Source organism: Pseudorhizobium flavum (assembly GCF_044142885.1).
Classification (GTDB): domain Bacteria; phylum Pseudomonadota; class Alphaproteobacteria; order Rhizobiales; family Rhizobiaceae; genus Neorhizobium; species Neorhizobium flavum.
In genome coordinates, this window is sequence record NZ_JBIOKZ010000002.1 from 131,288 (window position 1) to 152,005 (window position 20,718).

Here is a 20,718-nt window from a genome sequence, read left to right on the forward strand (position 1 = left end):
CCACTACCGAAAGATAGAGATTGAACCCCGTCGGCCCCTGCCGGCGGGGTTTTTGTTTGGCAGCGACCCTCCAGCGGAACGGGCAGGGCGAACTGTTCGATGCCTGCTGCGACTTGCCAATAGCGCGTTTCTCTGGTCTCGGTAGCGACTTTCAAAGCTGCCATTGCCGAGTCTTCCGTGCTCAAAGATCTTTCTCCACAGAGCTTCTTCATGGGCTGCCTGACCGCCTTTGTCGGTTTCGCCAGTTCGTTTGCCGTCGTTCTTCAGGGGCTGAAGGGCGTCGGGGCGACCGATTATCAAGCGGCCTCGGGGCTGATGGCGCTCTCGGTGTCCATGGGTGTCTGCGCGATCGTGCTCAGCGTCTGGACGCGGCTGCCGGTCTCTATCGCCTGGTCGACGCCGGGCGCGGCACTGCTCGCGACAGCCGGTGCGGTGGACGGCGGTTTCCCGGCCGCAGTCGGAGCCTTCCTCGTCTGTGGCGTGCTTATCGTTTTTGCCGGGCTATTTCGGCCGCTGGGCCGGGCCGTTGCTGCCATCCCGGCGCCTCTCGCCAATGCGATGCTTTCCGGCGTCATCCTCGGCCTCTGCTTTGCCCCGTTCAAGGCGATTGCCTTCGATCCCTTACTCGGCCTGCCGATCCTCGTCGCCTGGGCCGTGGTCCTGATGGTGAAGCGGCTCTATGCCGTGCCTGCAGCGCTTGCGGCTTTCGTCGGCGTGATGGTGCTCGGTGTCGAACTGCCCGAGGGGGCGATGGCCGAGTGGTCGCAGTCGCTGGCGCCGCCGGTGGAATTCGTAGCGCCTCTCTTCACACTGCCGGCGCTGATTTCGATCGCGCTGCCGCTCTTCATCGTCACCATGGCGTCGCAGAACATTCCGGGTATCGCTGTGCTGAAGGTCAACCACTACGAGCCAAACCCGGGTCCGCTGTTCGCTACGACCGGGGCCTTCTCGCTGCTGTCGGCCCCGTTCGGCGGGCACGCCGTGAACCTTGCGGCGATCACCGCTGCGATGTGCGCCGGCGAGGATGCGCATCCGGATCCTGCCAGGCGTTACTGGGCGGCGATCATTGGCGGCCTCGGCTATGTCGTGCTCGGCCTGCTGGCGGGGGCAGTGACAGCCTTCGTATCGCTCGCGCCGCCGATCCTCATCCAGGCTGTGGCGGGATTGGCCTTGATCGCTGCATTCTCAGGGTCGGCCGTGGCTGCCTTCAAGGAGCCGGAGACGCGCGAGGCGGCGGCGGTTACCTTCCTGATCACCGCATCCGGCGTCTCGTTTGCCGGAATTTCCGGCGCGTTCTGGGGACTGGTCGCGGGCGGGCTGATGATGGGGCTGCAGCGGGTGATGCGCAGCGGCTGATGGACTCGCAAAGAAGCCTTCTTCGCGCTATCTTCGGACATGGAGTTCGAGTTCGACCCCGCAAAGAGCGCCATCAACAAGCGGAAGCACGGGATCGATTTCGTGGAAGCCCAGGCTCTGTGGGCACCGGGTGCAGGCCTGATGGTCCCGGCGAGATCCGCCGATGAAGAACGATATGCGGTGATCGGCGTGCTTGGTGAGAAGCTGTGGGTTGGCTTTTTCACCCTACGCGGTGGAATAATCCGGATCATTTCCGTTCGCAGAGCACGAGATGAAGAGAAACGGCGTTATGAAGACCATATCCGCAGCTGAATTGGATAAGAAGTTCGACGACGGTGAGGATATCAGCGAGTATCTCGACTGGTCCAAAGCGCGCCGCGTCGACTGGGAGCATGAACTGGTCGAGCTTGAGCTGCCAAAGGCGCAGCTTGCGGAGCTGGATGCCGAAGTGGCGCGTAGAGGAACGACGCGCAGTCACCTTATATCAACGTGGATTCGTGAGCGGCTGGAGAAAGCCTCCGCTGCTGCCGAGTAACAGCTTGCGCGTTGCTGCTTCAGAGGCTATCACTTCGCCCATGACCATGACAGGCGCGATCATGTCCGACCGTTTTGCCGCCCGCTGCATCGCAGCCGGGGCGACGGTTCTCGCGCCTCTCTCGCTTCTTAGCCTCGACCTTACGCGCGGTTGCCGGGTCCGTTGAGGAGCGCCCGGCGGCCGAAAAGCCAATGCCGGCGCAAGAGCTCCTCTTACAATCATTCAAGACGGACCAAATGAAGACCCGCGAGGGTCCGCACCTGCAACGGCATATGACCGGCGGTGCGTGAGCGAGAAGAGACGACGACAATGGATGCGAAAACCCCCATTTCAGCCAAGGGCATGCCGGACGCGGCAGTGAAGTACCGGCCCTATCCGCAGATCAATATTCCTGACCGTACCTGGCCGTCGAAGATAATCGACAAGGCGCCGATCTGGTGCTCCGTCGACCTGCGCGACGGCAACCAGTCGCTGGTCAACCCGATGGGTCACGACCGCAAGGCGCGGATGTTCAAGCTGCTGCTCGACATGGGCTTCAAGGAAATCGAGATCGGCTTCCCCTCGGCCTCGCAGACGGATTTCGACTTTGCGCGCTGGTGCGTGGAAGAGGGCGGGGTGCCGCAGGACGTATCGCTGCAGGTCCTGGTCCAGTGCCGGCCGGAGCTGATCACCCGTACCTTCGAGGCGCTGGAAGGCGCGCATAGGCCGATCATCCATTTCTACAACTCGACCTCGGAGCTGCAGCGGCGCGTCGTGTTCGGCAAGGACGTGGCCGGGATCAAGCAGATCGCGGTGGATGCGGCGAAGATGATCACCGACATGGCGGCCAAGGCCGGCGGCGGCTATCGCTTCGAATATTCTCCGGAAAGCTTCACCGGGACCGAACTGGAAGTGGCGCTGGAAATCTGCAACGCGGTCATCGCCGAGGTGAAGCCGACGGCCGACAACAAGCTGATCCTCAACCTGCCGTCCACGGTCGAGATGGCAACGCCGAACATCTATGCCGACCAGATCGAGTGGATGTGCCGCAACATCGACAACCGCGAGAACATCATCGTCTCGCTGCATCCGCACAATGACCGGGGCACCGGCATCGCGGCCACCGAACTGGGGCTGATGGCTGGCGCGGACCGCGTCGAGGGCACCCTGTTCGGCAATGGCGAGCGGACCGGCAATGTCGACATCGTGACACTGGCGCTCAACATGTACACGCAGGGCGTCGATCCGGAACTGGACTGCACCGACATTGAGCGGATCAAGGCCGTCTACGAGTATTCCAACGAGATGACGATTCCGGAGCGCCACCCCTATGTGGGCGAGCTGGTCTACACGGCCTTCTCCGGCTCGCACCAGGACGCCATCAACAAGGGCATGAAGGCAATCCGCAAGGCCAATTCGCCGGTCTGGGAAGTGCCGTACCTGCCGATCGACCCGCAGGACGTCGGCCGCTCCTACGAGGCGATCATCCGCATCAACTCGCAGTCGGGCAAGGGCGGCATCGCCTATATCCTCCAGGAGGACTACGGGCTGAACCTGCCGCGCAACCTGCAGGTGGAGTTCCGCGAGGATATCCAGCGCATTACCGACGAAGAGGGCGTGGAGCTTCCTGCCAAGCGCATCTATGACCGGTTCATCGAGCGCTACGTGGAGCAGCCCGGCGGGCGGCTGAAGTTCGTGGATCATCACACCTATCCTGCCGGCACCGATCACAAGGGTGTGCGGATCGTGGCGGCGGAGATCACCGATGGCGGCGAGACGAAGCGGATCGAGGGGACGGGTACGGGGCCGATCGACGGTTTCATCAACGCGCTTTCCTCCTACCTGGGGATCGAGCTCACCGTGAACGACTACTCCGAGCACTCGCTGCAGCACGGCTCGAACGCGTCGGCGATCGCATATGTCGAGGTCGAGCATCCGGGCGGGAAGCTGTTCGGGGCAGGCATCAACAAGAACATCGTGGCCGCGTCGCTCGAGGCGATCGTGTCTGCGGCCAATCGCGTGCTGGAAGAGCGGGCGGCAAAGCGCTGAGCGGTGTACTGCATTGCGAGACCTGGGGCAGGACGGATGCCGAGGCGCTTCCGCTGGTCCTGCTCCACGGCTTCGGCGGCAGCGCCGCCATCTGGCACGCGCTGGCACCGAAATTGGCGACAGAACGCCAGGTCCTAGCCTTCGACCTGCCCGGACATGGCGGCTCGCTGAGTGTGCGGGCCGGTGGTGCAGGCTCCATGGCGAAGGCCGTAGGTCAGGCCCTGCAGGAGCGGGACATTCCGCGATTTCATCTGGTAGGACATTCCATGGGTGGGGCGGTGGCCGCACTGCTCACCCTGCGGCAGCCAGAGAGCGTGGCAAGCCTGACGCTTCTGGCGCCGGGCGGGTTTGCACCGGCTATCAATGGAGCTCTGTTGCGCCGCTATGCTTCGGCAGATGACCATGAGACCATGGCCGCTGTTCTGCAGGCGATGTGCGGACCGGATCATTCGGTGGATCGTGGCGGCGTTGCCGCCTTGCTGGAAGCCCGGGCGCCTGCCGAAGCACGTGCTGCGCTCGCTGCCATCCTGGATGTCATCCTGGTCGATGCCGCGGGACGGACGCAGGGTGTCTTGCGGGTTGACGCGCTGGGAGCGCTTGCCCTGCCGATAACCGTTCTTTGGGGCGATGCCGACCCCATCCTCCCGGTCGCGCAGGCCGATGGCCTGCCCGCGAATGTTCAGGTCCGGAAGCTTTCCGAAACAGGTCACATGCTGGTCGAAGAGCGCCCGCGGGACGTTTTGAGCGCTATCTGCGAGACGATCGCTCGGGCCGGCTGACGCACGGTCAGATCAGCCCGGCAGCCTTGGCGGCAATCTCGTCGAGGGACGCCGCGGAGGAGGGGCCGACCACGACATAGGTCGCGGTCGCACTTCTCCACGAGACCAGCGCGATGTTGTCGCGGATCAGTTCGGAGATTCCGTCTTCATCGGGTCGATTCTTGCGGAAGAGCAGACTGATGACCTCTCCGTCGTCCGATGTATAGACCAACTGGCCGACGGGCATTCCGCCTGCCACCAGCATGCGGGCGCCTTCGAAGGCCAGCCCGTTGTCCGACAGGTCTGGGATGCGGAAGTTCACGCCGGTATTGCGCAGCAGCCATTCGATGATAGCCGCCGGCTCGGACGCAGGCAGTTCCGCAAGTCGGCCGTCCATCCGCGAGAACGTCCGATAGTGGGCGACGACGTCGTCCAGCCATGCGTCTCCGGCATCGGCGATCAGGGGCGAGACGGCTGAAGCAGGCTTCAACGCGAGCATGTAACCGAGGCCGCCGCCGAGCACGAAGGTCAGGAGACAGGCGGCCGCCACGCGCGGAAGCGTCAGCTTCGCCTGCCGACGCGGCGAGGGGAGCCGGACCGCCTTCCGGGCGTGCGGGCTCGTCCTGATCCGGCGAACAAGATCGAGGGGCACCGGCTCCTTGAGAAGGTCCTCGAAGATCTCACGGCCACGGAGGTTTCCGAGCTTCAGAGCCTCCTGCGCTTGGTGCAGGTGGGCCTTCTGTTCGGCGAGGTCGAGATCTGCGTCCGCGAGTTCACCATCGAGCTGTCGACTGGCGGCCAGTCTGTATGCGTGGGTGTCTCTGGACTGCTTCACGCTCGTCTCTCCGTCACGTCCGAGGGGAGGGTGGAGAAATAGAGGCGAGCCTCGCAGAGCTGCGACGCGACTGCATCGCTCGAAATGTCGAGGACATCGGCAGCCTCGGCATATGACAGGCCCTCCACTTCGACGAGCAGGAAGCTTGCGGCAAGGTTTTTCGGAGCAGCCAGGACAAGCGACTGACACTTCGAGGGCGCCGACGCTCCGCGTTTGGGTGACGTGCCGGCATGGGCGTTGGCGAGCGTTCGAATGGCGGCGAAGAGGTGGAGGTCCAGCCTCGGCGCATCGCCCGGCAGCCCATCTGCCAGCACGGCCGAACAGGCGCCGAGTACCAGATCCTCGGCCTCGGAAACGTCCGAGGCCAAGGTCAGCGCGAACCGCCGGAGGCGCGGAAGCAGGGAGACCAGGTCGCGTCTCGGATCAATGGATGCAGCGGGTTGCGCCATGCTAGGAGGAAAGCCTTGGTTCATGTTCGAGGCGGGTTAGCCCGAATTTATGAATCGAATGTGGCGATTCGACAACTTCGTGCCTCAAATCATCCTTGCCGCTTCGGGCACGGCCATCGGCCGCACCGCTTCGCCATAGAAGCGGTGACTGTGGTCAAGGGCCACCGCGTCGCCCGGTTCCGTCAGTCCGTAACGGTCGCAAACGAGGTTCCAGGCTCCAGGCTCGCCGCTCAGGGTGAAAAGGTTGTATGCCGCTCGGGGCTTGTGGCCGCCCGGTCCCTGCGAGGCGGAGGCGATGCCGACCACCGGCACCTGGCCATTCTGGCTCTTCAGCCAATAGACCGTGTTCAGATGGGTATGGCCATGCAGCACGAGTTCGGCGCCGCCCGTGGAAATGGCGGCAGCAAAACGGCGGATGCCGATCATCCGCTTGTGCGAGGAGGCAGCGCCATGGATCGGCGGGTGATGGATGAGCACGACCCGAAACAGGCCTTCATCGCCGGCCTTCTTCAGCAGGTTGACCGTCTCGCGCGCCTGGCGCGGGCTGAAATACCCGGACGCCGAGAAGGGCGGCGTGGCGACGGATGTCGAGCAGCCGATGATGGCAACAGGACCGCGGCGACGAATAGTGGGAAAGACCTTTGTCTCATCATCCCAGTCGCGCGTCCCCTCGTCGCCGATGATGAAGGGATACCAGGCCTTCACGGACCGGTCGTGGGCGCCCCGGACGTAGGCGTCGTGGTTCCCTGGCACGACGGTCGTATCGGCCGGATCGCCTATCGTCTCGAGCCATTCGGCGGCCAGCCGCGTTTCGATGCCGGTCGCGAGGTTGACAAGATCGCCGGTAATGACGAGGTGATCGGGTTCGCGGGTGCGCAGATCGCTCAACAGCAGATCGAGCGTATTGACGAAGAGGTGCTTGCGCCGGTTCCGGTGCCAGTTCACAAAGCCGGTGATCCGCTTCGAAAACAGCTCACGGAGCGTGAGTTTTGGCAGCGGCCCCAGATGGATGTCGGAGATATGGGCAAACTTGAACATGTCGCAGACATAACGCATGAGCGGGCAATTCGTTATCCCTTTTCTCCAGATACGAGGACGTGAGATGTCAGGGCCGGGCATTCCAGAGGTGAGCGGGCTGCGAAGCCGCCTGGTGGTCTGGCTGTTCCACCACTTCTTCTTCCTCAGGCGAGGCATGACGCTCGGCGTCCGCGCCGCCTGCTTCGACCGGGATGGGCGCATCTTCATGGTGCGACATACCTATGTGCCGGGATGGTATCTTCCGGGCGGCGGGGTCGAGCGGCACGAAACGGCGCTCGGCGCGCTGGAAAAGGAACTGCGCGAGGAAGGCAACCTGGTGATGACGGGGCCGCCGGAATTATTCCACGTCTATTACAACCGCGGGGCCAGCAAGCGCGACCACGTCCTCTTCTATCGGGTCGAGGTGGAGCAGACGGAACCCAGGAAGCCCGACCGGGAGATTGCCGAAAGCGGCTTCTTTGACCTCGCAAGCCTGCCCAAGGATGTCACCTCCGCCACCCTCAGACGAATCCGCGAAGTGACGGGGCAGGAGCCGCCATCGGATATGTGGTAGGTCAGGTGCCGATGCCGCCCCGCTCGTGGGGCGCATCCAAATCCAAGGCTGGACCGAGCGGGACTACACCCGTCGGATTGATGGTCTTGTGGCTGCGGTAGTAGTGGCCCTTGATATGATCGAAGTGGACGGTCTCGGCCACGCCCGGCACCTGATAGAGATCGCGAAGATAGCCGTTCAGGTTGGGGTAGTCGGCGATCCGGCGGATATTGCACTTGAAATGGCCGACATAGACCGCGTCGAAGCGGACGAGCGTCGTGAAGAGACGCCAGTCGGCCTCCGTGATGCGGTCGCCGAAGAGATAGCGGCTGGTGGCGAGGCGCTTCTCCAGCATGTCGAGTGTCTGGAACAGCGGGACCACGTTCTCCTCGTAGGCCTCCTGCGTCGTGGCGAAGCCCGCCTTGTAGACGCCGTTGTTGACGGTGTCGTAGACCAGTGCGTTCATCTCATCGATCTCCTGGCGCAGGTCCGGCGGGTAATAATCGTCGGTCGAGCCCGTGAGATCGTCGAAGGCGGTGTTGAACATACGGATGATTTCGGCGCTCTCGTTCGAGACGATCGTCTGCTGTTGCATGTCCCAGAGGACCGGGACGGTGACCCGACCTGAATAGTTCGGATCCGCCTTGAGGTAGACTTCGTAGAGGAAATCGGACGCGAACAGCGCATCGCCGTTCGAGCCGCTGCCACGCTTGAATTCCCAGCCGTTCTCCAGCATGACATAGTCGACGACCGAGACCGATATCAGATCTTCGAGCTGCTTCAGCGTGCGGAAGATCAGCGTCCGGTGGGCCCACGGACAGGCATAGGAGACGTAGAGGTGATAGCGTCCGGGCTCGGCCTTGAACCCGCCGGTGCAGCTCGGTCCGGCAGAGCCATCGGCGGTGATCCAGTTGCGGAACCGGGACTCGGAACGCTTGAAGCGTCCCTTCGTCGCCTCCGTGTCGTACCAGACGTCCTGCCATTCACCGTCGACCAGCCTGCCCATCATGATCTCCTCTTGCTGCAGGCATAATTGCGTCACGGGACCGAAATTGCGAGGGCAGGTTCGATGAACGGTGCGTTTTGAACTTGGCGGCGAAAATATTTGCTGCTATTGGGCTTGCCATCATTTAGGAACCCTCGATGACCGAAGTACGGGCACTGCGACGACGCTGATCCTCCGACGTGACGCTCCACGAGCGCCGCCACGATCACTTGTCCCATCCGTATTCTCCAAGGCTTCGGTTCACCATGGCTCCGCAACTCTCGCCCAAGCACGATCTTGTCTACCTCACCGAGGACGCGTCGCATGACGACGTCATCGAACTGATCAATGCCGAGGCCTTCGGGCCTGGACGGCATACGCGTGCGGCTGCCCGCATTCGCGAGCAGGGCCCCCATGACCGGTCGCTATCCTTCGTCTGCGCCGACGACGGCGAGACCATCGCCTCGGTCCGGATGACACCGGTGATGGCAGGATCGGTGAAGGGGCATCTGCTCGGGCCGCTTGCCGTCCGCCCGTCGCACAAGAACCGGGGAATTGGGCGGGAACTGGTCAGGATCGCCGTCGAGGCAGCACGGCGGAGGGGTTCGGAAGCGGTCATCCTGGTGGGCGATCCGCCCTATTACATGCCGCTGGGCTTCGAGAAGGTCGCCTATGGCGCGCTCGCTTTCCCAGGTCCGGTCGACCCGTCGCGGGTGCTCGTCGTTCCCATGGCTGCCGATGTCCATGACCGGCTCAAGGGCACAATTTGCTGGCACGACTGGGACACATCCTCTATGGGGGCTTGAGCCGCGGGAGTTCCGGGGCCTTCGTCAGCACAGGGGACGGTGGAATGACGACGCTTACCATAGACGAGGCGCTGGATCGCGCCGGGGCAGGGACATACCAGAAACGACTGATCGGCATCTTCGGGCTCGTGTGGACGGCCGATGCCATGCAGGTGCTGGCGGTCGGTTTCACCGCAGCCTCGATCGCTGCAACCTTCGGCCTGACAGTGCCGCAGGCGCTCCAGACCGGGACGCTCTTCTTTCTCGGCATGCTGGTCGGCGCGATCGGCTTCGGCCGGCTGGCCGACCGGATCGGCCGCCGCAACGTGCTGATCGTGACCGTGCTCGCCGATGCGATCTTCGGTACGCTTTCCATCTTCGCGCCGGACTTTACCATCCTGCTTCTGCTCCGCTTCCTGACAGGCGCGGCCGTGGGCGGTACGCTTCCCGTGGACTATGCGATGATGGCGGAGTTCCTGCCGGCGCGGAACAGGGGGCGCTGGCTCGTCATGCTCGAAGGCTTCTGGGCGATCGGCACGCTGATCGTCGCCCTTGCCGCCTGGGTGTTGAGCCTCCTGGAGGTCGAGGACGCCTGGCGCTACATCTTCGCCGTGACCGCGCTTCCGGCACTCATCGGTTTCGGCCTGCGCTTCCTGGTGCCTGAATCGCCGCTCTATCTGATGCGGACCGGAAGGAGCGACGAGGCGAAGTCGATCATCGACCAGATCCTGGTGACCAATGGCAAGCACATGCTGGCTGCCAGCCAGCAACTTGCGCAGCCGGCGCCGGTGCCGGAGGTGAAGATATTCTCCGGCCCGCTTCGCCGCCGCAGCATCCTGATCCTGGCGGTGTGGTTCCTCGTCTCGATTTCCTATTACGGTGTCTTCGTCTGGATGCCGCCGAAGCTTGCCGGTGAGGGCTTCGGATTTGTTCGCGGCTATGGCTTCCTCGTGCTGATCGCGCTCGCCCAGCTTCCGGGCTATGCGCTGGCGGCCTATGGCGTCGAGAAGTGGGGTCGACGGCCGACGCTGGTCGGCTTCTGCCTGCTCTCGGCGGCGGGATGCTTCCTCTTCGTCGTGGCGAGCGGAAGCATCCTGATCGGGGCCTCGCTGCTGATCATGAGCTTTGCCCTGCTCGGCACATGGGGCGCCCTCTACGCCTTCACGCCGGAACTCTACCCGACGGCGTCGCGGGCAACGGGCATGGGCGCGGCAGGCGCCATGGCCCGTTTCGGCGGGCTGATCGCACCTTCGGCGATGGCCTTCGTGGTGGCGCAGAGCTTCGGGCTGGCGATTGCGGTCTTTGCAGGCCTGCTGGTCCTCGCTGGGCTGGCGGCCTACCTGATCGACGCGGAAACCCGCGAGGCCTCGCTGGCCTAGGGCAGGTCAGAGGCGCTTCTTCAGCCAGGTGACGGAATGGCCTCCGGTGAGGCCTTCCAGCCTACCGATGGGTTCATACCCCTGCTTCAGGTAGAAGGGGAGCGCCAAGGCGTTCATCGTGTCGAGATAGGCACCGACGCAGCCACGGCTGCGTGCCTCCTCTTCCGCCATGGCGAGCAGGCGTTTCGCAATACCCTGGCCGCGAAGGTGTTCGGGGACAAACAGCATCTGCACGTAAAGCCAGCCGCGTCCGGTGCGGCCGAGAAGCCCGCCCTCCGGTTCGCCAGCGCCGTCCCGCAGGATAATGGCGAGATCCTTGCGATCCATCGGACCAAAGTTCTCGATATTGTAGGCCTGCAGGCGGTCGAGGATCGCCTGTTCTTCCTCGGGAGTGAAGTGGTCGGTAATGGTCAATTCGGGCAACATGGGACAGCCGGTCGGTTTCAGCGGCGTGCGCAATAGCAGCCACGAAGGCGTGGCGGAACCCCAAAACCAGCTTATCCCTAACGACCTTCGCGCCACCACATCGCCGCCACGGCGAGGAGCAGGATGGAGAGCCCGCCAAACCCCGCAAACAGCGGGATCGTGTTGATGCCCCGCAGCACGGTCTCGTCGGTCAGACGGATTACCATGCGGTTGCGATCCTGCACCCGCACCTCGCCGCGCACCGGCAGGATATCCGGCAGCGAGAGGTTTTCGCCGTCCGAGACCCGCGCCACCAGGCCTTTGGTTTTCTCGGCATAGGGAGCAAGTGTCTCCTCTGTCGAGATCATAGCCTTGAACTCCGGCGCATCGACCGTCCCGACATGGACGAGGGTTGAAAACTCGCCGTTGGTGACTTCGAACAGACCCGTTTCCTCCATGCGCCGCTCGAAGCGGTAGAGCCCGGGACCGGCTTCGACAAGGGGAACGGTCTCGCTTCGGCCGGATGGATAGGTGATCGTCGCTGGACCCGGATCTTCGCCGATTGTCTGGCGTGTCGCCTCGAGCGTACGGCCGATGGCGCGGGCCGTAAGCGCCTCCTCTTCGAGGTCTGGCTCCTTCATCAGCCAGTGCGCGATCCGCCGGTAGAGCGAGACATGCGGGCCTCCGCCTTCAAAGCCGCGGGCCCAGAGCCAGCCATGGTCGGAAAGCAGCATGGCGACGCGGCCCTCGGCCTCGCGGTTAAGGACGAGAAGCGGCCGCCCCTGGTCTCCAAGCATGACAGTCTCGCCCTGCGGTGCGGCAACGTCGATGGAGCGGAACCAGCGACCCCAGGCAGGCGGCTCCTGTCCTGCGCCGTCAAGCCCGCGCGTTACGGGATGCTTCTGGCCATCCTCCGACAGGCGCGGATAAAAGCCGGCATTGTGGACGTCGCCGGTCGGCTCTGCCGGCAGGATCTGCGAAAGCGGCGTCGCGGCAATGGAGTTGTCGCCGGCATGCTCGGGGCCGGCCGCAATCAGCAGGGCCCCACCGTTCTGCACATATTGGGCGATGTAGTCATAGTAGAGGATCGGCAGCACGTTGCGGTGCGTGTAGCGGTCGAAGATGATGAGATCGAAGTCCTCGATCTTCTCCACAAAAAGTTCACGCGTCGGGAAAGCAATCAGCGACAACTCATTGATCGGCGTACCATCCTGCTTCTCCGGCGGGCGCAGGATGGTGAAGTGGACGAGATCGACCGATGCGTCGGATTTCAAGAGGTTGCGCCAGGCGCGTTCGCCGGCATGGGGCTCACCCGAGACCAGGAGCACGCGCAGGTTCTGCCGGATGCCGTCGATGACATGGACGGCGCGGTTGTTGACGGCGGTCACTTCGCCGGGGACTTCGGCGACGGAGAACTCCATGACATTGCCGCCGCCGCGCGGGACGGTGAAGGAAAACGGCGTGTCAGCGCCGGGAGCCGCCTGAAGTGTCGCAATCTCCTCGCCATTCATGCGGACGGTGACATCCGCCACCTCGCCGGTGCTGCGGCCGTCGTCGAAGACACGCAGGGTCATTTGCTGTTCTTCGCCGACAATGCCGAAACGGGGTGCGCGAACAACCTGCACGCGCCGGTCGAATTCCTCCGGCTGACCGGTGATCAGGCCGTGCATCGGGGCGTCGATCGTGAGTTCCTGATTGACGCCGGGCAGGTCGTGGATCTGCCCGTCCGTCAGGAATACGGCGCCGCCGAGTCGGCCCGGAGGCACGTCGGAAGTGGCCGAGGCGAGGGCGGAAAACAGCCGCGTGGACGGTGTCTCCGTGTCCGGGACGTCCGAGACTTCGACTATGCGCGTCTCGATCCGCGGAAAGCGGGCGAAGCGGTCCTGCAACCCGGCAAGCGCTGAATCGGTCTGCTCCTGTCGCCCGGCCATGACCTGGCTCTGCGACCGGTCGACGACGATGGGGACGACCGTTGAGAGTTGCTCGCGGTCTTCCTGCATCAGCAGCGGATTTGCGAGGGCCATCAGCAGTGCCGCGAGCGCCACGGTGCGGAGGCCGGCACCCCGTATGCCGCGCCAGAGGCTGAGCGCCGAAAGGAGGGCGGCCGCGATGGCGAGGGCCGCCAGTATCGTCCAGGGCAGGAATGGGGCGAATTCGATGCTCACGACGCTGCTCCTACTGGCCGAGCCGTTCGAGAAGATCCGGGACGTGGACCTGGTCGGACTTGTAGTTGCCGGTGAGCATGTACATCATGATGTTCACGCCGGCTCGGTAGGCGTATTCGCGCTGCATGCCGTCCGGAGGTACCGTCGGAAGCACCGAATTCCCCTGGGGGTCGATCGCCCAGGCGCCCGCGAAATCGTTGGCGGTGATCAGCAAGGGCGTCACGCCGTCGCCGGAGGATGAGAGTTCACTGTTGGTCTCCGCGGCCTCCTGCCTGGCCTCCACCCAGAGGGGGCTGCCAGCATAGCGGCCGGGAAAGTCCTTCAACAGGTAGAAGGCGCGCGCCAGAACGTGATCCTCCGGGGTCGGTTCCAGCGGCGGGATGTCGATATTGGCAAGGATGACCTGCAGCCGCTCGCCATTGGCGGTGGTGGCGCCGAAGCTGTCGAGGCTGGAAACCTGGTCGCGCGTGTCGAAGAGGACGGTTCCGCCGTTTCGCATATAGGCATCGATTCGCGATATCGCCGCCGCGGACGGCATGGGGGCATTGGCGGAAATCGGCCAGTAGATGATCGGATAGAAGGAGAGCTCATCTGTGGCGATGTCCAGCCCGACCGGCTCTCCCGGTTCAAGTGTTGTGCGGTAGGTCAGGAACTCCGTCAGTCCCGCAAGCCCCTGCTCGGACAGGCGGTCGACCTCTGCTTCTCCGGTCACGACATAGGCGAGATGCGTCGTGTCGAGGCGCTGCATGAGGAGATCGTCGCCCGGCCTTGCATCCTGCGCCAGTCCGGAGTCGGGGGCGGCGAACCAGAGGGCGGCCAGAGCCACGACGGCAGCGGTTGCCCTGCCGGGGCGTCGCGGTATCCGGGAGAAGGCCCCGTTCATGAAGAGAACAACGAGGCTGTCGAGCAGGATCAGTCCGAAAGCGATCGCGAAGAGGAGCGGCCGAAGAGAGGTCGCCTCTTCCCCGATCAGTGTCTCGCGAATGACCTGCTGACCCGCAAGCTCGGGATTGAAGGGAGAAAGCTCGGTGCCGGCGGCCAGCAAGTTCACCGCGGTAAAGCCGTCCTCGCTGCCATAGAGACCGGGGGGATGGTCGAAGCTCGCGACCGGCGTCTGGCCGGCCGTGATCGCGATCGGCTTTGCCGTGCCCGTCTCGGTCGACAGGATCCCCTCGGCGTCCAGCAGGCGGTAGGGTGGAAGGGCGGCAGCAGCCTCAGTTCCGCTGGTCGTGCTGGTCGCACCGCCCGCGCGTGCCATCTGCACGAGGCGTCTCAGCATCTCCACGAAGTTACCGGACAGCGGCATGTTCGACCACGTGGCTTCGGCGCTGGTATGGAAGAGAACGATGCGGCCTGCTTCCTGTTCCCGGGTGGTTACCAGCGGCGTTCCGTCGCCGAGGCTGGCCCAGGTGCGCTCCGCAAGATCCGGTGTGGGTTCCGCAAGCACCTGCCGGTTGATGGTGATGTCGGTGGCCCGCGGCATTCCGGTGAAGGGCCCGAAGTCGGGAAAGTCGGCGAGCGGCTGGGGTTCAGACCAGGAAAGCGCCCCGCCAAGGGCGCGTTCCCCCCGGCGCAGGATCACCGGCACCAGCGGATCATCGGCCGGAGCCGCGGCGAGACGCGGACCGGCAAAGCGGATCAGCATGCCGCCGCGTGAGATCCACTCCTGCAGTGGTTCGTAGGTTTCGGCTGGAAGGCGTCCGACATCGGCGAGGATGATGGCCGAGGGGTTGCGTTCGAGGATCTGGGGGATGGAGACCGAAAGATCTGCCGTGGTCGGCTCGATCAGGTCGGCATAGGGCTGCAATGCCCGGCTGATGTAGTAGAGCGGTTGAAGCAACGGCTGGAAATCGCTGCCGCTTTCGCCCGCGAGCAGTGCGACCCGGCGACGCTTGAAGCCGTCATCGAGAAGATGCGCTGCGCCGGCCGTCGCAAGGCCTTCGATGCCGAGACGGGCGAAATCATTTCGCAGTTCGAAAGGGGCTTCGATCTCGGCCGTGGCCGCTGCCGCGCCGGCCGCGAACTGCAGGGTGCCGGACGCGAGGGGACGGCCCTGGATATCCAGCGCATTGACAGAGATGCTTCGCGGGGCAGGTGTCGGCAGGCGCGTCGCCGTCACCGACATGGCTTCGGCGCTGTTGCTGGCGGAGGTGAGCGCGACGGCACCTTCACCCTCGCCCTCGATCAGCCGCAGTTCGGCGGGGGAAAGGGCGCCGAAGGCGCCGAGTGCCGCCTCGTCGGCGTCGGTGACGATCCCGTCGGAGATGTAGGCGAGCGTCCCGGGCGTGGTGCCGTTCAGCGCCTCGCCAATGGCGGAGGCCGCTCTCTCCCGGTCCGGCACGAGTGGCCGGGGCCGGGCGGCAGCGAGCTTCTCGCGTGCCGTTACCGCGTTGCCCGGCACGGCATCATGTGTGGCATCGGCGGTGAACGCAATGGAGACGGGAATGTCCGCAGTCTCGGCATCTGCGATCAGCGCCTCCGCAGTCTCGATCCGTCGCTCCCAGTCCGTCGACGTTGCCCAGCCATTGTCGACGACGAGGACCAGTGGGCCACCGGAATCCAGCGAGCCGGCGCGCGGATTGAGGACCGGATTGGCGATCGCCAGGATGAGGGCAGCCGCTAGCAGCATGCGCAGCAGCGTCAGCCACCACGGGCTTTGCGCCGGCGTCTCCTCGCGCTTGAGCACGCCTGCCAGGATGCGCAGCGGCGGGAAGACTTCCGTCGTCGGCCGCGGCGGCGTCAGCCTCAGCAGCCACCAGATGAGCGGCAGCGCCAGAAGGCCGAGGAGAATTGCCGGATTGGCGAAGGCGAAGGCACTCATAGGCGTCCTCCGACCATGCCGCCGGCCGGCATGCCTGAAAGATAGCCGTGCACCGCGACAAGCGCCTCTGACGCCAGGTGATCCGTACGGTGGAAGACAAAGCTCCAGCCCAGTCGTCGCAGCGCATCGCCCAGCATCTCCCGGCGAAGAAGATAGGCGCGGCGGTAGTCGTCGCGGATCGTTTCGGCCCGGCCGGACACAAGCTTCTCGCCGGTTTCCGGATCGGTAAATTCGGTGCGGCCGGAATAGGGGAAACTTTCCTCCGCCGGGTCGGCGATCTCGACAACGTGGCCCCGCAGGCCGCGCCGTGCGAGCGGCGAGAGGCGGGACATGATCAGGTCCGCCTCATCGAGGAAATCGCCGATCAGCACGAGGTCGCTGTGGCCACGGATCATCGCGGTCTCCGGCAGGCCACTGGCCGGCGGCGAATGCATGATGGCGGAGGCCAGCCGCTCGGCGGCATTGCGGGCCGAAACGGGTTCCATGATGCCGGGGCAGCCGATACGTTCGCCGGAGCGGGCGAGGATTTCGGCAAGCGCCAGCATCAGCACGAGCGCGCGGCTTTCCTTGGAGACCGTTCCGAAGGTCGACTTGTACATCATCGACGGCGACAGGTCGCACCAGAGCCACACCGTATGGGCGGCTTCCCACTCGCGGTCACGGACATAGGTATGGTCGTCCCGGGCGGAACGGCGCCAGTCGATGCGTGACAGGCTTTCGCCTTCCGAATAGGGCCGGAACTGCCAGAAGTTCTCCCCGACACCCCGCTTGCGGCGGCCGTGCCAGCCGGCGATCACGGTGTTGGCGATGCGCTTCGCCTCGACCATGCAGTCGGGAACGAGGGCCGCACGCGCCTGTGCGCGCGACAGGACCTGGCTGCCGGAAGTCTGCTGGACGATCTCGCCGATGGGTGCCACGCGCGATCCCTTCTATGGACGCAGGTTCAGCCGCGCGCCTGCCTGACGAGGCCGGCGATCACGTCGCGGACGGACATGCCTTCGGCGCGTGCCGCAAAGGTCAGCGCCATCCGGTGCTGGAGGACAGGTTCGGCCAGCGCATAGACGTCATCCAGCGATGGGGCGAGCCGCCCCTGGTAGAGGGCGCGGGCGCGGGCGGTGAGCATCAGCGACTGACCGGCGCGAGGGCCGGGTCCCCAGGCGACGTTCTTGTCGGTCGTGGCGTTGCCATGGCCAGGACGCGCGGAGCGGACGAGTTGCAGGATGGCGTCCACCACCTTGTCGCTGACCGGCATCTGGCGGATCAGCGACTGGATCTCCTGGAGACGTGCAGCGTCGATGACGCCTCGCGCCTTTGCTTCCGCGGAGCTGGTGGTTTCGAGCAGGATCTGGCGTTCGGCGGCGAGTTCCGGGTAGAGCACGTCGACCTGCAGGAGAAAGCGGTCGAGCTGGGCTTCCGGCAGGGGATAGGTGCCTTCCTGCTCCAGCGGATTCTGCGTCGCGAGCACGTGGAAGGGCGAGGGAAGGTCATAGCGCTGGCCGGCGACGGTGATGTGGTATTCCTGCATGGATTGCAGCAGGGCGGACTGGGTGCGGGGCGAGGCGCGGTTGATCTCGTCCGCCATCAGCAACTGCGCAAAAACCGGACCTTTCACGAAGCGGAAGGAGCGGCGGCCGGTATCATCCTGATCCATCACTTCCGATCCGAGAATGTCGGAGGGCATCAGGTCGGGCGTGAACTGGATGCGGCTGGAGTCGAGCCCGAGAACGGAGCCGAGCGTCGTGACCAGCTTGGTCTTGGCGAGGCCGGGGACGCCGACAAGCAGGGCATGGCCGCCGGAGAGGAGCGCAAGCAGGGTATTCTCCACCACGCGTTCCTGGCCGAAGATGACCTTGGCGACCTCGCTGCGAACCGCTGCTATGTCGGCCAGTGCCTGTTCGGCGGCCGCGATCACGGCCTTTTCGTCCGCAACAGTCTCGGTGGAATTCATCAGACCCATGTCGCTCTCCTTGAGGCCCTACCGGATAATCCGTGGCGGCGGACGAATCGTTGCGCTGGGGCAACCACTTCCTATCGAACAACTTATTACCGCATAAGCGGCTGACAAGAACGCCTCGAATGACTATCTCGTGACAGAGTTTGCTTAGAGTGGAACCGGGACTGAAAGATGGCAGGCGAAACCATTCAGACAGCGACTGACGCCGCCGGACTGGCCGCCCTGATCTCCCGGGCTGCTGACCAGAAGGCAGGCGGAAAGCCAAGTCTCCCCCCGGTCGACAAGTGGAATCCGCCCTTCTGCGGCGACCTCGACATGGAGATCCGCGCCGACGGCACCTGGTTCTACATGGGCACACCGATCGGTCGCCAGCCGCTGGTCCGGCTGTTCTCGACGGTGCTCCGCAAGGACGAGGACGGCAAGACCTATCTGGTTACACCGGTGGAGAAGGTGGGAATCCGCGTCGAGGACGCGCCATTCCTCGCCGTGGAGATGAGCCGGTCGATCCGGGACGGCAAACAGGTGCTGACGTTCCGGACGAATGTCGGCGATGTGGTGGAAGCCAGCGCCGAGCACCCCATCCGCTTCGTCATCGAGGGCGAGAACAGCGAGTTGAAGCCCTATCTTCTCGTACGGGGACGGCTGGAGGCGCTGGTGTCGCGGCCGGTCATGTATGATCTAGTCGAACTCGGTGAGACCGTCGACATCGACGGCGTGCCGATGTTCGCGATCCGGTCGGCGGGAGAAGTCTTCCCGGTCATGCCCGCCTCCGAACTGGAAACCCTGTCGCATGACTGATGCTCCGCTTTATTCGGCGGCTGGTTTCAAGGCGCGGGCCTTGAACCAGAACGGCGGCCCGATTGAGCATGCCTGGCGCGATCATGGCGACCATCTGCTCAATCCCGACCTCCTGCCGGTGATCGAAGGCCTGCATCTGAAGGATGCCGCCGTTCTCGTGCCGGTCGTCGACGATGGCGAGGAGGCCAAGGTGATTTTCACGCAGCGGACCGCCACCCTTCGCAAGCATTCCGGCCAGATTGCCTTTCCGGGCGGGGCAATCGATCCCGAGGATGCTTCGCCGGAAACAGCGGCGGTACGGGAGGCGGAAGAGGAGATCGGGCTGTCGCCTATGTTCGTCGAACCGGTCGGGCGACTGCCGATCTATCTTGCGCCGAGCGGGTTCCGGATCACGCCAGTGCTTTCAGTGGTGCGCCGAGGCTTCCATCTGAAGCTCAACCCGCACGAGGTGGACGAGGTCTTCGAGGTGCCGCTGTCCTTCCTGATGGACCCTGACAACTATCGCCGCGGCAGCCGCATCTGGGATGGTCGGGAGCGGCATTTCTACGAACTGCCCTATGGAGACCGCAATATCTGGGGCATTACCGCGAGCATTGTCCGCACGCTCTACGAAAGGCTTTACGCATGACATCGGTTGCCGGAGAGGCCTGGTTCCGTGACCCCGCATTGCGACGCATCATGGACGTGCTGAACGCCGAAGGCGGCGAAGCGCGTGTGGTGGGCGGTGCTGTCCGAAATGCGCTGATGGGCATGCCGGTAGGGGATATCGACGTTGCGACGACGCTTCGGCCCGAGGAGGTCGTCGAGCGTGCCAAGACGGCGGGCATCAAGGCCGTTCCGACCGGGATCGACCACGGGACGGTGACGCTCGTGCTGGACGGGCAGGGCTTCGAGGTGACGACGCTCCGCCGCGACGTGGAAACGGACGGGCGCCGCGCGCAGGTGGCCTATGGTACCGACTGGACCGTGGATGCCGAACGGCGGGACCTGACGATCAATGCTCTCTACGCGGATGCAACGGGTGAGGTGATCGACCTCGTCGGCGGCCTTGCGGACATCGAAGCGCGCAATGTCCGCTTCATAGGCAATGCGGCGGCACGGATTGCCGAGGACTATCTGCGTGTCCTGCGCTTCTTCCGGTTCTTTGCCTATTATGGCGATGGGCGCCCCGATGCAGACGGGCTGAGGGCCTCCGCGAGAGCGAAGGACAAATTGGGCACCCTGTCGGCCGAGCGCATCTGGAGCGAGACGAAGAAGCTGCTTGCCGCTCCCGATCCGTCGCGCGCCCTCCTCTGGATGCGCCAGACGGGGGTCCTCACCGAGATCCTGCCGGAAACCGAGAAATGGGGCATCGATGCGGTGCACGGGCTCGTGGCCACCGAGCAGGCGATGAGGTGGGAGCCCGATCCCGTGCTGCGTCTCGCTGCAATCGTGCCCGACGATCCCGAGCGCATGGAAGCGATGGCGAAGCGGCTGCGCATGTCGAATGCGGAGGCTGCAAGACTGCAGGCATGGTCAACAACGCCTGTTCTTCCTGACGAGGTGACGGATGTGGGTTTTGATCGTCTGCTCTACCGCTATGGTCGGGAAGGGGTGCGCATGCGGCTGAGGCTTGCGCTCGCCAGCTCACGCGCATCCGGCCGAGGCGACCCGATGGCCATGCGCAAGACTGCAAGACTGAGCGCCCTCTCTGCTCGCTGCGACGCGTACGAACGGCCCAGCTTTCCGTTGTCAGGGAGTGACGTGCTTGCCGCCGGCGTTCCCGCCGGCAAGCGTGTCGGCGAGGTTCTGGCGGCGCTCGAGACGCTCTGGCTGGAGCGCAACTTCACGCTTGGCCGGGCAGAACTGACTGCCCGGCTGGAGCAGATGGTCAAGGATACGGGCTGAGGCCGACG

20 protein-coding genes are annotated in these 20,718 nt (G+C 64.5%); 11 read left to right on the forward strand and 9 right to left on the reverse strand.

From position 1 onward, the window contains the following. Positions 1-177 precede the first annotated feature (177 nt). The 5 genes from ACEPP2_RS04145 to ACEPP2_RS04165 all read left to right on the forward strand — a co-directional run bounded on the left by ACEPP2_RS04145 (position 178) and on the right by ACEPP2_RS04165 (position 4,698). Positions 178-1,356, forward strand: a complete 1,179-nt coding sequence (locus ACEPP2_RS04145) for a benzoate/H(+) symporter BenE family transporter (protein ID WP_395515876.1) — start codon at positions 178-180, stop codon at positions 1,354-1,356. A 39-nt stretch (positions 1,357-1,395) separates the two neighbouring features. Continuing rightward, positions 1,396-1,668 carry a BrnT family toxin gene (locus ACEPP2_RS04150; RefSeq protein ID WP_395515877.1) on the forward strand — a complete coding sequence of 91 codons (273 nt, stop codon included), beginning with the start codon at positions 1,396-1,398 and terminating at the stop codon, positions 1,666-1,668. Beyond that, a complete protein-coding gene (brnA, locus tag ACEPP2_RS04155; RefSeq protein ID WP_395515878.1) occupies positions 1,646-1,891 on the forward strand; it encodes a type II toxin-antitoxin system BrnA family antitoxin in 246 nt (81 codons plus the stop codon). The genes ACEPP2_RS04150 and brnA overlap by 23 nt, the downstream gene beginning before the upstream one ends. 309 nt (positions 1,892-2,200) lie before the next feature. Continuing rightward, positions 2,201-3,919 (forward strand): 2-isopropylmalate synthase, encoded by a 1,719-nt coding sequence (leuA, locus tag ACEPP2_RS04160; RefSeq protein ID WP_395515879.1) that lies wholly within the window; start codon positions 2,201-2,203, stop codon positions 3,917-3,919. 59 nt (positions 3,920-3,978) lie between these two features. Continuing rightward, positions 3,979-4,698, forward strand: a complete 720-nt coding sequence (locus ACEPP2_RS04165; RefSeq protein ID WP_395516163.1) for an alpha/beta fold hydrolase — start codon at positions 3,979-3,981, stop codon at positions 4,696-4,698. 7 nt (positions 4,699-4,705) lie between these two features. On the opposite strand, the gene ACEPP2_RS04170 is transcribed toward ACEPP2_RS04165, so the two are convergent. From ACEPP2_RS04170 to ACEPP2_RS04180, 3 genes are all read right to left on the reverse strand, one after another. Beyond that, on the reverse strand, positions 4,706-5,512 hold the full coding sequence (locus ACEPP2_RS04170) for an anti-sigma factor (protein ID WP_395515880.1): 807 nt from the start codon (positions 5,510-5,512) through the stop codon (positions 4,706-4,708). Beyond that, on the reverse strand, positions 5,509-5,961 hold the full coding sequence (locus ACEPP2_RS04175) for a sigma factor-like helix-turn-helix DNA-binding protein (RefSeq protein WP_172973576.1): 453 nt from the start codon (positions 5,959-5,961) through the stop codon (positions 5,509-5,511). The genes ACEPP2_RS04170 and ACEPP2_RS04175 overlap by 4 nt, the downstream gene beginning before the upstream one ends. Before the next feature lie 84 nt (positions 5,962-6,045). Continuing rightward, positions 6,046-6,999 (reverse strand): metallophosphoesterase family protein, encoded by a 954-nt coding sequence (locus tag ACEPP2_RS04180; RefSeq protein ID WP_152339759.1) that lies wholly within the window; start codon positions 6,997-6,999, stop codon positions 6,046-6,048. Positions 7,000-7,063: 64 nt separating this feature from the next. Between ACEPP2_RS04180 and ACEPP2_RS04185 the strand changes: the two genes are divergently transcribed. Further along, complete coding sequence (locus ACEPP2_RS04185; RefSeq protein ID WP_395515881.1) at positions 7,064-7,552, forward strand: NUDIX domain-containing protein; 489 nt, start codon at positions 7,064-7,066, stop codon at positions 7,550-7,552. A gap of 1 nt (position 7,553) precedes the next feature. On the opposite strand, the gene ACEPP2_RS04190 is transcribed toward ACEPP2_RS04185, so the two are convergent. Next, a complete protein-coding gene (locus ACEPP2_RS04190) occupies positions 7,554-8,537 on the reverse strand; it encodes a glutathione S-transferase family protein (RefSeq protein ID WP_395515882.1) in 984 nt (327 codons plus the stop codon). Positions 8,538-8,782: 245 nt separating this feature from the next. On the opposite strand from ACEPP2_RS04190, the gene ACEPP2_RS04195 reads away from it, so the two are divergent. Beyond that, positions 8,783-9,322, forward strand: a complete 540-nt coding sequence (locus ACEPP2_RS04195) for a GNAT family N-acetyltransferase (RefSeq protein WP_395515883.1) — start codon at positions 8,783-8,785, stop codon at positions 9,320-9,322. 44 nt (positions 9,323-9,366) lie between these two features. Beyond that, positions 9,367-10,680, forward strand: coding sequence for an MFS transporter (locus ACEPP2_RS04200; protein WP_077546759.1), 1,314 nt, complete (start codon positions 9,367-9,369; stop codon positions 10,678-10,680). A 6-nt stretch (positions 10,681-10,686) separates the two neighbouring features. On the opposite strand, the gene ACEPP2_RS04205 is transcribed toward ACEPP2_RS04200, so the two are convergent. The 5 genes from ACEPP2_RS04205 to ACEPP2_RS04225 all read right to left on the reverse strand — a co-directional run bounded on the left by ACEPP2_RS04205 (position 10,687) and on the right by ACEPP2_RS04225 (position 18,028). Further along, entirely contained in the window at positions 10,687-11,106 is a 420-nt protein-coding gene (locus ACEPP2_RS04205; RefSeq protein ID WP_142588070.1) for a GNAT family N-acetyltransferase, read from the reverse strand. Between the two features lie 77 nt (positions 11,107-11,183). Continuing rightward, a complete protein-coding gene (locus ACEPP2_RS04210; RefSeq protein ID WP_395515884.1) occupies positions 11,184-13,250 on the reverse strand; it encodes a hypothetical protein in 2,067 nt (688 codons plus the stop codon). A gap of 10 nt (positions 13,251-13,260) precedes the next feature. Then, entirely contained in the window at positions 13,261-16,071 is a 2,811-nt protein-coding gene (locus tag ACEPP2_RS04215) for a DUF4159 domain-containing protein (protein WP_395515885.1), read from the reverse strand. After that, positions 16,068-16,988, reverse strand: a complete 921-nt coding sequence (locus ACEPP2_RS04220) for a DUF58 domain-containing protein (RefSeq protein ID WP_281976766.1) — start codon at positions 16,986-16,988, stop codon at positions 16,068-16,070. Before ACEPP2_RS04220 ends, ACEPP2_RS04215 begins: the two co-directional genes overlap by 4 nt. Positions 16,989-17,014: 26 nt before the next feature. Beyond that, positions 17,015-18,028: an AAA family ATPase gene (locus ACEPP2_RS04225; protein WP_281976767.1), complete on the reverse strand. Its 1,014-nt coding sequence runs from the start codon at positions 18,026-18,028 to the stop codon at positions 17,015-17,017. A gap of 168 nt (positions 18,029-18,196) precedes the next feature. Here ACEPP2_RS04225 and ACEPP2_RS04230 point away from each other — a divergent pair, with 168 nt between their 5' ends. From ACEPP2_RS04230 to ACEPP2_RS04240, 3 genes are read left to right on the forward strand one after another with little or no spacing between them, the layout of a single operon-like run. Further along, on the forward strand, positions 18,197-18,823 hold the full coding sequence (locus ACEPP2_RS04230; protein ID WP_152339768.1) for a DUF1285 domain-containing protein: 627 nt from the start codon (positions 18,197-18,199) through the stop codon (positions 18,821-18,823). Beyond that, positions 18,816-19,451: a CoA pyrophosphatase gene (locus tag ACEPP2_RS04235; RefSeq protein WP_281976768.1), complete on the forward strand. Its 636-nt coding sequence runs from the start codon at positions 18,816-18,818 to the stop codon at positions 19,449-19,451. The genes ACEPP2_RS04230 and ACEPP2_RS04235 overlap by 8 nt, the downstream gene beginning before the upstream one ends. Beyond that, a complete protein-coding gene (locus tag ACEPP2_RS04240) occupies positions 19,448-20,710 on the forward strand; it encodes a CCA tRNA nucleotidyltransferase (RefSeq protein ID WP_395515886.1) in 1,263 nt (420 codons plus the stop codon). The genes ACEPP2_RS04235 and ACEPP2_RS04240 overlap by 4 nt, the downstream gene beginning before the upstream one ends. Positions 20,711-20,718 lie beyond the last annotated feature (8 nt).

What these genes read in the sequence shown, in the direction of transcription:
- ACEPP2_RS04225 (WP_281976767.1), bottom strand. Translation starts at nt 18,028, where the DNA reads ATGGGTCTGATGAATTCCACCGAGACTGTTGCGGACGAAAAGGCCGTG.
- ACEPP2_RS04240 (WP_395515886.1), top strand. Translation starts at nt 19,448, where the DNA reads ATGACATCGGTTGCCGGAGAGGCCTGGTTCCGTGACCCCGCATTGCGA.
- leuA (WP_395515879.1), top strand. Translation starts at nt 2,201, where the DNA reads ATGGATGCGAAAACCCCCATTTCAGCCAAGGGCATGCCGGACGCGGCA.
- ACEPP2_RS04175 (WP_172973576.1), bottom strand. Translation starts at nt 5,961, where the DNA reads ATGGCGCAACCCGCTGCATCCATTGATCCGAGACGCGACCTGGTCTCC.
- ACEPP2_RS04215 (WP_395515885.1), bottom strand. Translation starts at nt 16,071, where the DNA reads ATGAGTGCCTTCGCCTTCGCCAATCCGGCAATTCTCCTCGGCCTTCTG.
- ACEPP2_RS04230 (WP_152339768.1), top strand. Translation starts at nt 18,197, where the DNA reads ATGGCAGGCGAAACCATTCAGACAGCGACTGACGCCGCCGGACTGGCC.
- ACEPP2_RS04180 (WP_152339759.1), bottom strand. Translation starts at nt 6,999, where the DNA reads ATGTTCAAGTTTGCCCATATCTCCGACATCCATCTGGGGCCGCTGCCA.
- ACEPP2_RS04205 (WP_142588070.1), bottom strand. Translation starts at nt 11,106, where the DNA reads ATGTTGCCCGAATTGACCATTACCGACCACTTCACTCCCGAGGAAGAA.
- ACEPP2_RS04235 (WP_281976768.1), top strand. Translation starts at nt 18,816, where the DNA reads ATGACTGATGCTCCGCTTTATTCGGCGGCTGGTTTCAAGGCGCGGGCC.
- ACEPP2_RS04185 (WP_395515881.1), top strand. Translation starts at nt 7,064, where the DNA reads ATGTCAGGGCCGGGCATTCCAGAGGTGAGCGGGCTGCGAAGCCGCCTG.
- ACEPP2_RS04195 (WP_395515883.1), top strand. Translation starts at nt 8,783, where the DNA reads ATGGCTCCGCAACTCTCGCCCAAGCACGATCTTGTCTACCTCACCGAG.
- brnA (WP_395515878.1), top strand. Translation starts at nt 1,646, where the DNA reads ATGAAGACCATATCCGCAGCTGAATTGGATAAGAAGTTCGACGACGGT.
- ACEPP2_RS04150 (WP_395515877.1), top strand. Translation starts at nt 1,396, where the DNA reads ATGGAGTTCGAGTTCGACCCCGCAAAGAGCGCCATCAACAAGCGGAAG.
- ACEPP2_RS04200 (WP_077546759.1), top strand. Translation starts at nt 9,367, where the DNA reads ATGACGACGCTTACCATAGACGAGGCGCTGGATCGCGCCGGGGCAGGG.
- ACEPP2_RS04190 (WP_395515882.1), bottom strand. Translation starts at nt 8,537, where the DNA reads ATGGGCAGGCTGGTCGACGGTGAATGGCAGGACGTCTGGTACGACACG.